The sequence below is a fragment of the Ruegeria sp. YTSC230 genome, assembly GCF_059609665.1.
The window spans coordinates 59,453-73,919 of sequence record NZ_JBXWMC010000001.1; the positions used below are offsets into that span (position 1 = coordinate 59,453).

Genomic DNA, 14,467 nt, shown 5'->3' on the forward strand with positions numbered 1-14,467 from the left:
TACCACGCGTTCCAACAAACTGACTTATCGGCAGCATTGTCCCGCCCGGCAGTCGTTCATGTCGCCTGCAGCAAACGTCTGCTTTGAGCCCAAAGCAGTCAATCGTTCGACTTTTCCAAAATATTTAAAAAAAGTGCACTGCATATCAAAAACGGGTGTAGCCTCACTTGTGTAGTTAGGGGAGAACGCTAATGCAAACAAAGGACCCGGCAAATTCAGCAAGGTACGCTCAGCGCTTAATTGTCTCTCGTTCCACGTTGGGTGCCTTGGCTTATTTGCTATTGCCGGGCGATGCCTGGGCCCAAAGTTCGCAATCTTGCGTCGAAGTTGGTGCTCCCCGTGACGAATACACTGCTGGAACAGAGACTATTCTTAGCGGGCAGACGATATCTTCTACTGTGAAAACCTGCCTGCCAATTCCAAACGGACCCATCACGGCGCTTCTGATTGGTAATTCTTCCATAACGCCTTCTGGGGAAATTGAGCTTTATGTCCCGGGGCAGAGTCAAAATCCAGACAGAGCATCGGTACTGACTTTGTTGAACGTCGATGTAGCGGCTGGGAGCGGCGACTTTGTTTCACGGGAGGCCTTGACGACGCAAATCAACGGCACACTACGAGTCAATATTGTAGGGACTTCGATTGGATCAGGACGATCCATGACATTTGCACCTACAAACGGTGGCGATGTTGATCCTACAGAGGTTTACTTCCAGTCAGATACTCCATTGACCTACGATGATTTGACAGTCACTAACGCGACAGAAATCGCTTTTGGTGTGCTCAATATTCAGACAAGAGTTGCTGAAGCGTCTGATTTTACTCTGACCAACAGTTCGATGTCGGCCACTAGCGATATGGTGATAGGTGGCGGCACAACGCTACGACTCGATGCATCCAGCAGTCTGACCACGGTCGATTTTGATAACTTTGGTACTCTGGCCGGCAACGGCACCGTGAACGCATTCAATTTCAACGTGAGAAATGGCGCTGTTCTTTCACCGGGCTCCTCGATTGGGACGTTGAATATTAATAGTGCAATTTCCTTCGATGCAGGGTCGACGATTTTGTCGGAAGTCGACCCCACAGCGGCACAAAATGCGGATCTGGTTTCGTCAACAGACGCAGTCACTGGTATCAACAAAGCTACCATACAAGTCGAAGCTGCTCGGCCCGGCCTGACTGCGCAAGACTACGCTGCCGGCAACAATTATACTGTTTTTCGAGCTTCAAGTTTTGATGGAGACTCACCGACGCTCGTTGCAGGTGGATCTCTGCCAGCTTTGTCTAACCTTACGATAGCCAATACGCCCACGGCAGATGGTCAGGTCGACATTGCATTCACTGCACAACCGGTCTCAAGCTTACCGCAGAACCCGGCGGTTACCAGTTCGCCAAACGCCAGCAACCTCGCTGGAGCGGTTGCTAATACCACAAACACATCACCGGGGACGGGACTCAGTAGCGGTTCAACAATTGGTGCCGCTGTCAACACGCTCACCAATTCAGGTCTGGCTGGGTTTAATCGCGTGCATGCGGAACCCTATTCCTCCAACCTGACTATTGGGCTTGAGCAACTAGACCTGATAACAAACACGGTTCTGAGCCATGCTGACTGCCGCAAATATCAAGCAGTTGGTTTCAACAATCAAAACAGACCCGTTGCATCAGGTGGCATCGACACGGTCCACAGCCCTAGTGACGCAATCGACTGCTCTGATCGGCGCTGGTGGATCGACACGGCCTATGTGAGCGGGGACGTTGATGGAAGTAACGGCCTCGGGACATTCGACTATTCGCTCGGCACTATTTTGGTCGGTGCGGATGTCTTCAGTTCGGAAAGAGGGGTCGTTGGCGTGTACGCAGGATTCGGGACGTCCTCCATGGATGAGCACGATCAAGTTGATCAGGACTTTTCGACCGACAGCTATCACGCGGGCGTCTACGGGCGTACAACGACCGGAACGTGGGAGTTCTCCGGGCTAATCGGTTACATGTTCGGTGAAACTGACGCCAAGCGGAATAACCCATCTGTAGATGGGTTTACGGGAGGCGAGGCAAAGTCGGATTTGGACCAAGAAGGCATTCATGCCGGTATCCAGGCACGGAAGCTGTATAATCTGGACAGTGGCGCAAGAGTTTCCACGGTTTTCGGACTAAACTACGGGCGCATCCAACAAGGCTCTGGAACAGAAACCGGAGGCGGCGATTTCAACTATTCAATTGAAAAAGCGGATGCAGAGTCTTTGGTCGCCTCGATTGGCGTCGACTATCAACGGGACTTCTTGAGTGACAATGGTGTGCTAACCCCAATTGCCTTTGCTCGCTACGAGTACGACTTTTTTGCCAACAAGGATGGTGAGCATGAAGTCACGGTTACAAGCCCGATATTTGGGACATTTACACAGGTCGGGCAAAACCGAGGAGCCAACGGCTTCGTTCTCGGGTTGGGGCTAGGGTATCAAATATCCGAGCAAGCCAGACTAACAGCAGGATACGGCTATTCGGTACGTTCAAATGGTCAAGAACATGGTTTGGGGGCAAATCTTAGTGTTCGATTCTGATTTCGTTACACAGTTGTTTCTTTTTTGACATCATACACGTTGACCACAGTTGTTGCGGCAATCATCGATGAGCCCTGTGGACGTCAGCTTTGTCCGCAACGTGGACATTCGAACAAGTTGCAGCGTACGGCTGCTGTGTGGACAAACCAGGCTTTCGCGATTGGATAAACCATGTCCGCTTAGCGCCAGTCTCCGACCTTGGCGTCAGGATGTCTGAAAGCGCACTTGACCTACTTTGCACTCATGTTTCCCAAGGAGGCTTTGTGCCAATCTCAGCGACCAGAAAGTCCATGAACACCCGCACTTTGGGGGACAGCACGTTGGACTTGGGATAGATCAACCACAAGACATTGTCTTCGCTGGCCTCAAAGCTTGGGAGAACCCGTATCAATCGGCCTGATTTTAGTTGATCGTGCACGCTCCATAGAGCGTTCAAGGAAATACCGGCTCCGGCTAATGTGGCGTGAACCTGGCATTGACCGTCATCGATAATCAATTGACCTTCGGCTGATGCGGGATCGAAAATGGCGTTCTCGCCTGCCGGTCCTGTCAGTGGTCGCGGTTGTCGGTTTTGGAAAGCGATCAGATGGTGGTTTGTCAAATCGGCTGGTGTTTCGAGAACGCCGTGCGTGTCGAGGTAGTGCGGCGCGGCACAAAGAATACGCTGGTCATCAGCCAGTTTGCGACCCTTAAGGCTGCTGTCGACAAGTGGCGCGTTCCTGAGTGCCAGATCATAGCTTCCTTCGATCAGGTCGAACTGCACATCCGACAGACGCAGATCTATTGTGAGGTCGGGGTGCTGTTCAAGGAACTTAGGCAGGATTGGCGCAATGTAGAGCTGTGCAAAACTGCTTGGCGCAGCGAAACGCAACGTGCCCTTGATGGTTGTTTTCTGCTTGCCCAGAGCCGCAAGTGCGGCCTCTTCCTGCGCGATGATTTCTCGGGCGAAAGGCAGGAAATCGGCACCTTCAACTGACAGCGACACTTTGCGTGTAGTGCGATGCAGCAGTTCGGAACCCAAGCTTTGCTCTAACTTGGCGAGCTTTGCGCTTGAGACGGCCGGGGCCATTCCAAATGCGCGCCCCGCCGCGCTGATGTTCAACATTTCTGCCGCTCTTACAAATAATCGCAGCGCGTCTGTATCAAGTCCCATTATGTGGTAAACCCGAATTATCAATCCGTGAATAGGTAGTTTATATGCAATTGGATTGACGTTAAATCCCTCTCATCGATGCAATGAAGCATGGGAAGGAGGCGCAAATGGCGCGGACAGCCACAGTCAACTACCACGTTCACAAACTCTATCGGCAAGCATTTGAGCTAGATGCAGGCGGGACTGCTGATAATCTGGTGTCCCCCGAACTGACCTCCGCGGTTGTTGCACTGGAAGATACCCGCGCGACTACCAACACAGTTGCATTTGCCTCTGATGCCGTTGAATTCATATCGCTAGAAACGCAGGCTCGGGATTTTGCCGGAGAGGCTTGGAAACCGGTATACGATGCTGAGCTGACAGCGACGTTGTCGGACAGGTTGGGCGTGCGCGAGGTTGTAGTTTTTGATCACACTGGTCGGACGGATGACTCCCATGCAACGCGCAAAAGCATCGAGAGCCGTACTTTGGTGCTCTACTAAAGGAACCCAGAGATGTTGGATAAAGTGCAGCCTACTGAGTTTGCCCAGATCAACGTGGCCTACAACCGGGTGTTCCGTCCCGGACGACTGAGCGTTGGCCTTGTGCTGCCTCTCGAAGCCTATGCCGTCGACGCAGAGCCGACGCTACGGGGGCACCTGAAAGCGGCTCAGAAAGCCGAGGAACTTGGGTTTGCAGCACTTTGGTTGCGCGACGTGCCGTTTTATGTTCCAAGCTTTGGTGATCCCGGACAAGTTTACGATCCATTTGTTTATCTGGGTGCTCTGGCAACAGTGACAGACCGGATTGCGCTTGGAACGTCGAGTGTCATCTTGCCATTGCGTCACCCCGCGCATGTGGCCAAGGCAGCGGCGACCGCAGATATGCTCTCGAGTGGTCGGTTGCTGTTGGGCGTTGCTTCAGGTGACCGCCCCGAGGAGTACCCGGCGATGAACCACAGCTTTGACGACCGAGGGGCACGTTTCCGCGACTGCATTGACTACATTCGCGCGGTTGGAACGGCCTATCCCAAGTATGAAAGCGCTCAGGGCACGCTGTCTGGCGGTATTGACCTATTGCCAAAGCCGCATGGCACACGTCTGCCGATGCTTATTACCGGCGGTAGCCAGCAATCTCCCGATTGGGTGGCGCAGAACGGCGACGGTTGGATGACCTATCCGCGCAATGCGTCTGCCCAAGGGCAGGTCATCGCGGATTACCGACGACGCGTTAGGGAAGCGGGCCAACTGGACAAGCCCGTCATGCAGTCGCTTTATGTCGATGTCGTTGCCGACCCCGCTGCGCCTCCGCGTCCGATCCATCTTAGGTTTCAGTCTGGCACCGATTTCCTTCGCAGCTATCTGCGCGAGGTTGAAACGCTCGGGGTCAATCACGTCGCCCTGAACCTTCGGTTCAATCAAGCATCTATCGTTTCAACCCTCGAACACCTGGCAGACACTTTGCTGTCTGACTTTTCCTAAAGGATCAGACCGATGACCAAAACTATTCTCATCACAGGCTCGACCGACGGCATTGGCTTGCTCACAGCAAAGAAGCTGGCCGCCGATGGGCACAAAGTGCTTTTGCATGGTCGCAGTGTACCCAAATTGGAGAGCGCAGCTGCCGCTGTCGGAGGCGATGTCGAAACCTATGCCGCTGATCTGAGCGATCTGTCCGCGGTTCGAAAACTGGCCGAAAGCATACGGGCCGAACATGACAGGTTGGATGTATTGATCAACAACGCAGGTGTGCTGAAAGCCCCGCAAACCGTGCTTGAGAATGGGCAGGATATCCGCTTTGTGGTGAACACGCTCGCACCATACCTTTTGACCGAATTGCTACTGCCGATCATTCCCACCGACGGGCGGGTCGTGAATCTGTCATCGGCAGCACAGGCCCCGGTGAACATCAAGGCCATGCAAGGCAATGTTCCGCTGGCGGATATGGAAGCCTATGCTCAAAGCAAGCTGGCTATCACCATCTGGACCCGGGAATGGGCGAGATCGCAAACCGAGGCACCGGTTATGGTCGCTGTAAATCCCGGATCACTATTGGCCTCAAAAATGGTGAAAGAGGGCTTCGGCGTTGCCGGGAACGACATGAGCATAGGTGCTGATGTTCTTGTTGATGCGGCGTTGGGTGAGCAGTTCGCTGGTGCGTCGGGTGCATATTTCGACAATGATAGTGGAGCCTTCGCAAATCCGCATGCTGCGGCGCTGGACAAAGGTCACGTTGCAGACGTCATGAACACAATTAGAGGCTTGATCAGCCAGACTGCCTGACCAACGCGGCGCGAAAGCGCCTCGTACTTCCACCATTAACTCTCCCCTGACCCTCGCGCATGCCGCGTCGAGGCCCAAGAAAGGACTGCCTGATGAAATACGAGAACTTTCAAACCTTTGACGTAGCCCTTGAGAACGGTATCGCTACAGTGACATTCAACTTTGGCTCCGTGAATGTGCAGGGCCAGGAAATGCTGGCAGATCTCAACAGTCTGGCCATGCGGCTGGAGCGTGATCGCGATACCAAGGTCGTAGTCTTTCAATCTGCCAATCCGGAAATCTGGGTCTGCCACTACGACACCGACCTGCTCAAGGACATGTCGACTGAGGCCGTGTCCCGCGAGGACGCCCAGCTTTTGGACCTGCAATCCGTCTGCGAGCGGATCAGTAAGGTGCCGCAGGCAACCATCGCAAAGCTGGAAGGGTTTGCACGTGGTGGTGGGCACGAATTGGCGTTGGCCCTCGACATGCGCTTTGCAGCGCGGGGAAAGTATAAGTTCATGCAGATGGAAGTTGGCATGGGTATCCTGCCCTGCGGCGGCGACGCCTCGCGCATGGCGCGTCAGACCGGCCTTGGAAAAGCGCTTGAGATCATCCTGAGCGCGCAAGACTACGACGCGGATGATGCAGAGCGTTTGGGCACCATCAACAAGGCTCTGGAGCCGGATGAAATCGGCCCGTATGTGACCGCACTTGCCGAACGGATCGCACAATTCCCTGCAGAGTCGATCAATGCCTGCAAACAGATGGTTTATGAATCCATCGACAAACCGATTGATGAGGCGCTGAAGGCCGAAGCCTATTGGCTCTATCAGGCCACCAGCAAAACTCCGGCGGTCAAACGGTTCACCATCGCAGATGAACAAGGTCTGGAACACGACATCGAAAACCAGCGCAAGTGGGGCGATCTGGTGATGCAGGTGCAGGACATCAACTGATCCCCCGAACCAAATCATCACGGAAGAAAAGGAATACCCCAATGAAAGCAATGGTTTTAAATACCTACGGACCCGATGCACCGTTCGAGCTTGGTGAAGTGCCCGACCCGGTCGCGATGCCTGGGCATGTGGTCGTCAAAGTGGCCGCGACTAGCGTCAATACCGTCGATACAATGATCCACAGCATGGGCGCGGACCTGCCCCTGTCCCCCAAATTGCCGGCTGTGCTTGGTATGGACTTTGCTGGCACGGTCATCGCAATTGGCGAAGGCGTGTCAGGTTTTGCCATAGGCGATGAGGTGTTCGGCTGCGCCGGTGGTTTGATGGACCTTCCCGGCTCTCTGGCACAGTACATCAATGCAGATGCCCGCCTGATTGCACATAAGCCCAAGACTCTGGGCATGCGGGAAGCCGCCGCTCTACCTCTCGTCGGCATCACGGCCTACGAAGGTTTAACCCGCGCCGGTGTTGGCGAAGGGCAGACTGTTCTGGTTCAGGGCGGTGCAGGTGGCGTTGGTCATGTCGCGGTTCAAATCGCCCGTCATCTTGGCGCAAACGTGTCCGCGACAGGCCGCGGCGCAGATCAGTTGTCCTTGATCGAGGGTCTTGGTGCGCGTCCCTTAGATTTTACAACGCAAACAGTCGAGGACTATGTTGCCGAGCATACTGATGGCGTGGGCTTCGATGTGGTGTTTGATAGCGTTGGCGGGCCGAACATGACGAACTCGTTCGAAGCCGCCAGGCTCAATGGCCATGTCGCCTCAACGGTCGCGATGGTCGAGATTGATTTGACGCCTGCGCATTTCAAAGGTCTGTCTCTGCACGTCGTTTTCATGCTGATCCCAATGATGCACGATGTCGGGCGGCAAGCCCATGGAGACATCTTGCGGTCGTTGGCGGATCTGGTGGATTCTGGCAGGCTCAAGCCAATTGTCGACGAACAGAAGTTTGGGTGGGGCAATGTCGATGCCGCCTATGCGCATCTAACGCATGGGGGTGCGGTCGGAAAAGTCGTTGTGGAACTATGATCTGATCCGGTTGGGGTTGGTGCGTGTATGATGACCTTGCGCACCAACTCAGTTTGAGCTGCAACTGATGTCGCTTTTCAGTGCTTAGCTGACTTCAGTGCAAACTCCAGCATCGGTTACTTTGGGCCCGTTGCTGAAGCTCACTGCACCCTGTAACAGCGACCGATAGGCAGTCCAAAGCGGTCTTTGATTTCGAATCCCCAAAGTTGAATTCAGGCCGTACGGAGCCTTGGTGGCCATATTATTATTGGCTTCAACAAGGGTCTTCGCGATAGAACAGCAAACGTTAAGGGGTGGCACGAATGTAGACCGCGACGGGTATTACCTCTAACGTGTTTTTCGCGGAGGGCTGACTGTGAAGCGGAAACTTGCGGCGATATTGGCAGCCGATGTCGTCGGCTTCTCACGCCTCATGGGGCGTGATGAAGAAAACACAATTCGGCGTCTAAACCTTCTGCTTTCTGAATTGGTTCAACCCCAAATACGCGATTCCAGTGGGCGAATTGTCAAGTTGATGGGCGATGGTCTGTTGGCCGAATTCACAAGTGTGGTCGACGCGGCGGACTGCGCTGTCGCCATTCAACGGGCTATGCAGGACCGAGAACCTGACGCCCCCCACGGGCAACCCATTCAGTTGCGGATCGGTATTCATCTGGGAGATGTGATTTCCGAAGGCTCCGATATTTTTGGGGAAGGCGTCAACGTGGCCGCAAGATTGGAAGCAATCGCAGAACCTGGAGGCGTCTGCATTTCCGAAGATGTATACCGTCAGATCAAAGGAAAGGTCTCTGGCAGTTTCAGGGATCTGGGCGAGCAAAACTTAAAAAACATCGAACATAAGATTGGGGCCTACAACATCGATCTCGACCCGGCGCGCCTGTCACCTGAGTTCTACGAAGTTCTGACAGGTGAGCGGTTGGAGTTGCCGGACCAACCTTCAATCGCTGTCCTGCCATTTCAAAACATGTCAGGCGACCCAGAGCAGGAATACTTCGCGGACGGAATTACCGAAGACATCATCACTGCCTTGTCGCATATCAATGGTCTCATCGTGATGGCGCGCAATTCGACATTTGCCTACAAAGGAAGGTCTGTCGATGTAAGACAGGTCGGACGGGAATTAGGTGTTCGTTTCGTCCTTGAAGGGAGTGTCCGAAAGGCAGGGCAGCGGGTTCGCATCACAGGGCAGCTTATTGAATGTCAATCCGGCTCGCATTTGTGGGCCGACCGGTATGACCGTCAGATTGAAGATATTTTTGCAGTTCAAGATGAAATCACACGCGAAATCTCCGTTTCATTGGCGGTCAACCTTACACACGGGCAAGAGCTCAGACTTTGGGCTGATCAAGCGCCTAACTTTGAGGCGTGGGACTTGATGATGCGTGGCATCAGTGAACAATACAAATTTACAAAAGAAGGGAACCTTTCCGCGATTCAGCTTTACCGGAAAGCAGTTGAGCTTGACCCCGAGAACTCGTCATTCAAAACGGGCCTAGGGTGGGCGTTGCAAGCTGGTGCCCGCCTTGGGTTCCATCTAGACCCAAAGGCGTCAACTGACGAGGCCCAGTCAATTTGCGATGCATTGTTAAAGAGGAACGATGTCTCAGCTGATGTCTATGCACTACAAGGGTATATTTTCACAAACCAATCTCGTTTTGATGAAGCCAAAGCCTTCTGCAACGAAGCTATCGAACGGCAACCCAGTGTCTCGCTTTCTCATGCCATGCTGGCAATTGCGTACAATAGTTGTGGTGAATTTGAGGAAAGCCTGAACAGCATGCGAAAGGCCATTCGGCTGTCGCCCTATAGCCCAGACTGGTATTTCAGCCATTTGGGGGATGCCTATCGCGGATTAGGGCAGCTGGAGCAGGCAAGAACGGTTTACCGGCACTTGGAAACCCGCCTGCCTGGCACCGTGTTGTGCCAAGTCCGTATGGCCGCGATCCACGCTGATTTTGATGACACTGAAAACGCCAAGAAAGCGGTAGAGGCCGTTCTTTCCATCGATCCGCAATTTTCAGTTCAAACCTATACCGGCCACACCGTCTACAAGACTGACGCCCTGCGCAAGTTCTGGGCGGATGCTATGCTAAAAGCGGGTCTACCAGAATAACGTCGCAGTATTGCAGAGATCAGAAGATTGCTTAGGCTGCCAGGAAATTGCGCGGTGCTTTCATATGTAAATCGGAAACTTGGATCAGGCACAGTATCGACTAAGATAGATGTGATTTCACTGCCGATGCAGGGCACTATGCCGAAGGCGATGAGAAAACCTGGTCCGCGATCCAGTCGAAAACCATGCGAGGACCGCGACCCAAATTGGCTGGGTCCCGCGACATGACGTAGCCAGCGTCGCTTATGACTACGTCATTTGTGACTTTCACAAGCGAACCATTGTTGAGCAAGCCATCAATTAGGCCGATCCAACCCAACGCGACGCCATCTCCTGCCAAAGCAGCCTGTGTGACCATGTCGTAGTTGTTAAAGCTGATGTAGTTTTTCTTTCTTTCGCCTGTAATGCCCAGGTTATCAAACCATCCCTGCCAGGTTTGCCACTCGGCGGTGGCGGGTTTTGACAAACTTAGAAGTTGAACGTCCAGTAGGTCTGTCGAAGAGCGAATTGGTGTTATCTTTTCTAATAGCTGGGGGCTGCAAACTGCCGCGACGATTTCTTCCAATAATAGAATTTCACCAGGCTTGATCTGACTCCTGGGTGCAACATGGATCTGTATATCGCAATCCGGGTCGTCCACGCCAGGAGGCACAGTAGATGCCAGAATTTGAATTTCAATCTCATCCCCAAGTTCCTCACGTAAATAGGCCAGACGCGGTAACAACCAGAACGTAGAGAAGGCGAAGTCGGCAGAAATCCGAACCCTTGGTTTGGATTTACGTTCCAGTAATGAACCAACCGCATAGCCCATTTGTGTCATTGCTGGTTTGACCACGTTGAGAAGCCTGAGCCCTTCATACGTTAGCGAAACGCCTCGGTGTTCTCGTTTGAAAAGTACTACGCCCAGATCGATCTCCAAGCCTTTGATCCGTTGAGAGATCGAGGATTGGGTCAAGCCAAGCGCTTCTCCGGCACTTGTGAAGTTCCCGTGTTTTGCGACCGTCTCAAACGCATAGAGCGCAACAAGGTTACGGCTGAGGTTGATATTAGCATGGTTAATGTCACTCATAATTACTGAGCTACTGCAAAACCACTCGAATATGTACCAAAAACTTTGTCAAAGGATGTTTTTTCGACCCGGTTAGAAAAATATGGGACCGAGTTATGACAGACCACAGACGCAACCGGACAGTTCAGCCTGCAATGGCAATGCAGGTGGGCAAGATCGCTGACGGCATCTTTGGATGTAGTGCCTCGTCTGCACGGAGGGGCGATTACCATTCAACAGACCGTGCATGCAGAGTTTAATCTGCCGCTTTTTTGGCCCGGGCTGGGCGGCACGGTTTTCGGCTGCTCCAATCAGGGCATGAACACTCAAGCCACAGCAATCTGATCTTGCAATCTGCTTGATCAGCAATAGGGAGAAAATGAATATGGCAGTTAAGCCTCCACTATCGGAACTTCCGATCAAAACCGCTGACAACGGTTTTTATCGGGGGTTCAGCGTCAACGTGACGGTAATCAGTAAGATCATAATCAGTTTGTTGGTGGTCTGGTGTATTGTGTGGCCTACACAAGCTGGCAGGGTCTTGGGCGATTGGAACGCGGCCATTCTGGCTCAATTTGCCGCTTGGTACATCTGGGTCGTAACAGCTTTTGTTATCGTTTGTATTGGGCTGGCAATCTGGCCCACAGCAGGGCGGCTAAACCTGGGTGTGAAAGGTGAAAAGCCCGAATTCTCGAACTTCTCATGGTTTTCGATGATGTTTGGCGCCGGGATCGGGGTCGGAATGCTGACATGGGCCGTTGCGGAACCTGTCGCGCATTTCAAAAATAACCCGTCGGTCATTCAGGGCGTCACAACCGCGCTCGAGGCGGATAACGTTCGTACCGCTTATGTCTGGTCCTATCTCCATTGGGGCCTCGGTGCTTGGGCGTGTTACGCCATTGCAGGCCTCGCGCTGGCGTTCTTCAGCTACCGCCGCGGGCTGCCATTGACGATCCGATCATCGCTAACGCCGCTGTTTGGCAAGGCGCTGTCCGGTAACCTAGGTCATCTAATCGATATTGTGGCTGTTGTTGCCACGATCCTCGGCGTTGCTCAAACTCTGGGTTTCGGGGTTGAGCAGTTCGTTGCGGGTCTGACACGGATCGGTATTGGCGGGTTGGCACATGCCGATGGCTCGGCGACCACGCTTGGGATCGTTGTTGCGCTTTTGGTTATCATGGGGGCCTCGACATTGTCGGCGCTGTCCGGTGTTGGCAAGGGCATCAAATGGCTGTCGAACATCAACATGGTGTTGTCGATATTCCTGCTGGGCTTCTTCATCATCTTCGGTGCCACGTTCTTTGGCGCAAGTGCTTTCTTCGTCGGGATTTGGGACTATCTGGTCGCTCTGCCGTGGCTCAGCTTTAACGTTTATGCATCTGATGGCGTTGAAGGATCGGAATCCTTCCTGCTTGCCCAATGGCAAGGCTGGTGGCCAGTATTCTACTGGGCCTGGTGGATTGCGTTCGCACCTTTCGTTGGACTGTTCCTGGCCCGCATCTCTCGTGGTCGTACGATCCGAGAGTTTGTGCTGGGTGCAATGATCGTTCCTTCGCTGATGTGTTTTGTCTGGTTTGCATGGGCCGGTGGCACAGCGATTGATCTGGAATTGAATGGCAATGCGAACGGCGTGATCCTGGATGCAGCGAATGGCGACAAAATCTTTGCCATGACAGAATTCATGCTGGCTCCGATTGCTCAAGCGCTGGCCTGGGCTATGGCGGTGGTCATCGTTGTTCTACTGATGACCTTCTTGGTCACCTCGGCTGACTCTGCCGTTTTGATTGTGAATACGATCAACGCTGCAGGCGACGAAGGTCCCAAGGCACGCCCGCACATCATGTTCTGGGGTGCTGCACTGGCTCTGGTTGTTGGAGGGTTGCTGATTTCAGGCGGCACCGGTGCCATTCAGACTGCAATGGTGATTGGGGCATTGCCGTTTTCGATCGTGATGGCTCTTATGTGCATCGCTTTGATCAAGGCAATCTGGAATGATGGTCGGCGCGAGGCCGCAGGCGTTGCTTCGACAATTGATCCGGAAACCTCGACGATGCCAGCTGAATAGGCATCGCAGAAAACAATGAGGCCCTGGTTAACATATGGGGCCTCATTTTCCACGACACACTTATCCATTTTGAAATTTGCTATGCGATCGTAAACGGCTGGAATGGGGTATCTGAACTGTGGAGTGTACCGAGCGATGAATGTCGGCTTTTGACCGTCCTGACTGGGCAGGTGGCACTGTGACACGTGACTTTGCAAAGTCCGCTTTCTGCGCATCGCAGACCTTAGTGTGTCGAGAAGCAATTTGAACTTTGGGCTCGAACCAATCGCTGAAAGAAGCGTCACGGCTGGCAGATGTTCGGATGCACCGGGTGGCTGACTGAGGAGAGTGCAAGCGCTCTATTTTCGCGACTTATTTTGAATTTAATACAGTCTCTGGATCGGGTGCAAAGTCCGCAATTCTTATACGTGAGATTAATTTCGGCCTGCGGTGGTTGCCTGAAATTCTACATGAGGAATTGACATGACGAGACCTAGGGTCCGGATTCATAAACAGTATATGACGGTTTCCGCGAGTGCGATGGCTGAGAGGAAGACCTTGGGACAACGGCCATAGCGTGTCGCCACGCGCCTCCAATACATGAGCCTGTCAAAAAAATCTCGATGCGGTTTCGCCGCTTGTATCTGCGTTTGTCGTACTTGACCGGCGTCTTGCGTTGCTTTCGCCCGGGGATGCAGGCACGTATCCCTTTGTCTTTCGGCGCTTCTCGAAACCAATCGGCGTCATAGCCGCGATTCCCGAGCAGCCAATCCACGTTTGATATACTGCTGAGCCGAGCCCGAGCACCGGTGCCATCACTAACTTGTTCGGCGGTAACGAACAGGTTGGGCGGGCGCCCTTGGCTTTCAAATATAGCATGCAGCTTGGTATTCATACCGCCCTTGGTTCTACCGATCAGATGGTCGCGCCCCCTTTTTTTCGCGACAATACTGGTCGCAGTGCGGTGTGCTTTTAGATAGGTCGCGTCAATCATGACTGTCTTCTCTTCGCCATGCACGGCGGCCAGACCAGCCATGATCCGCGCTAAGATGCCTTTCTCGCTCCAACGCTTCCATCGGCTATAAAGCGTCTTGTGAGATCCGTATTCTTTTGAGGCATCTCGTCAGCGCAAACCATTGTGATTGATCAAGATAATCCCACTCAACTCCCGTTTGTCATCAACCCGGGGCTTGCCGTGCGACTTCGGGAAAAATGGGACGAGCTTGGCGATCTGCTCGTCGGTTAGCCTATGAAGATCGCTCATGTCACCGCTCCGTTTTGGGAGCCATGAGTCATTTTGCACACCGAAAATCAATGC

General features: G+C 53.3%; 10 protein-coding genes and 1 pseudogene. 8 read left to right on the forward strand and 3 right to left on the reverse strand.

The features are described 5' to 3' along the window. Positions 1–191: 191 nt before the first annotated feature. Positions 192–2,564 carry an autotransporter family protein gene (locus AC2FD9_RS00270; RefSeq protein WP_496834802.1) on the forward strand — a complete coding sequence of 791 codons (2,373 nt, stop codon included), beginning with the start codon at positions 192–194 and terminating at the stop codon, positions 2,562–2,564. 241 nt (positions 2,565–2,805) lie between these two features. Here AC2FD9_RS00270 and AC2FD9_RS00275 read toward each other — a convergent pair whose 3' ends face one another. Beyond that, complete coding sequence (locus AC2FD9_RS00275; protein WP_496834803.1) at positions 2,806–3,717, reverse strand: LysR family transcriptional regulator; 912 nt, start codon at positions 3,715–3,717, stop codon at positions 2,806–2,808. A gap of 107 nt (positions 3,718–3,824) precedes the next feature. On the opposite strand from AC2FD9_RS00275, the gene AC2FD9_RS00280 reads away from it, so the two are divergent. The 6 genes from AC2FD9_RS00280 to AC2FD9_RS00305 all read left to right on the forward strand — a co-directional run bounded on the left by AC2FD9_RS00280 (position 3,825) and on the right by AC2FD9_RS00305 (position 10,057). Then, positions 3,825–4,199 carry a hypothetical protein gene (locus AC2FD9_RS00280; RefSeq protein ID WP_496834804.1) on the forward strand — a complete coding sequence of 125 codons (375 nt, stop codon included), beginning with the start codon at positions 3,825–3,827 and terminating at the stop codon, positions 4,197–4,199. Positions 4,200–4,211: 12 nt separating this feature from the next. Further along, on the forward strand, positions 4,212–5,177 hold the full coding sequence (locus tag AC2FD9_RS00285; protein WP_496834805.1) for a TIGR03571 family LLM class oxidoreductase: 966 nt from the start codon (positions 4,212–4,214) through the stop codon (positions 5,175–5,177). 12 nt (positions 5,178–5,189) lie between these two features. Further along, positions 5,190–5,978: an SDR family NAD(P)-dependent oxidoreductase gene (locus AC2FD9_RS00290; protein ID WP_496834806.1), complete on the forward strand. Its 789-nt coding sequence runs from the start codon at positions 5,190–5,192 to the stop codon at positions 5,976–5,978. 92 nt (positions 5,979–6,070) lie between these two features. Next, on the forward strand, positions 6,071–6,916 hold the full coding sequence (locus tag AC2FD9_RS00295) for an enoyl-CoA hydratase/isomerase family protein (RefSeq protein WP_496834807.1): 846 nt from the start codon (positions 6,071–6,073) through the stop codon (positions 6,914–6,916). A 41-nt stretch (positions 6,917–6,957) separates the two neighbouring features. Next, positions 6,958–7,944: a zinc-dependent alcohol dehydrogenase family protein gene (locus AC2FD9_RS00300; RefSeq protein ID WP_496834808.1), complete on the forward strand. Its 987-nt coding sequence runs from the start codon at positions 6,958–6,960 to the stop codon at positions 7,942–7,944. Between the two features lie 355 nt (positions 7,945–8,299). Continuing rightward, the gene (locus tag AC2FD9_RS00305) at positions 8,300–10,057 is read left to right on the forward strand and encodes an adenylate/guanylate cyclase domain-containing protein (protein ID WP_496834809.1); all 1,758 of its coding nucleotides are present in this window, start codon (positions 8,300–8,302) and stop codon (positions 10,055–10,057) included. 136 nt (positions 10,058–10,193) lie between these two features. Here the strand turns inward: AC2FD9_RS00305 and AC2FD9_RS00310 are convergent, their stop codons facing one another. After that, positions 10,194–11,126 carry a LysR family transcriptional regulator gene (locus tag AC2FD9_RS00310; protein ID WP_496834810.1) on the reverse strand — a complete coding sequence of 311 codons (933 nt, stop codon included), beginning with the start codon at positions 11,124–11,126 and terminating at the stop codon, positions 10,194–10,196. A 364-nt stretch (positions 11,127–11,490) separates the two neighbouring features. Between AC2FD9_RS00310 and AC2FD9_RS00315 the strand changes: the two genes are divergently transcribed. Continuing rightward, the gene (locus AC2FD9_RS00315) at positions 11,491–13,170 is read left to right on the forward strand and encodes a BCCT family transporter (protein ID WP_496834811.1); all 1,680 of its coding nucleotides are present in this window, start codon (positions 11,491–11,493) and stop codon (positions 13,168–13,170) included. 485 nt (positions 13,171–13,655) lie between these two features. On the opposite strand, the pseudogene AC2FD9_RS00320 reads toward AC2FD9_RS00315, so the two are convergent. After that, positions 13,656–14,413 (reverse strand): annotated as a pseudogene (locus AC2FD9_RS00320) (IS5 family transposase). Between the last annotated feature and the right edge of the window lie 54 nt (positions 14,414–14,467).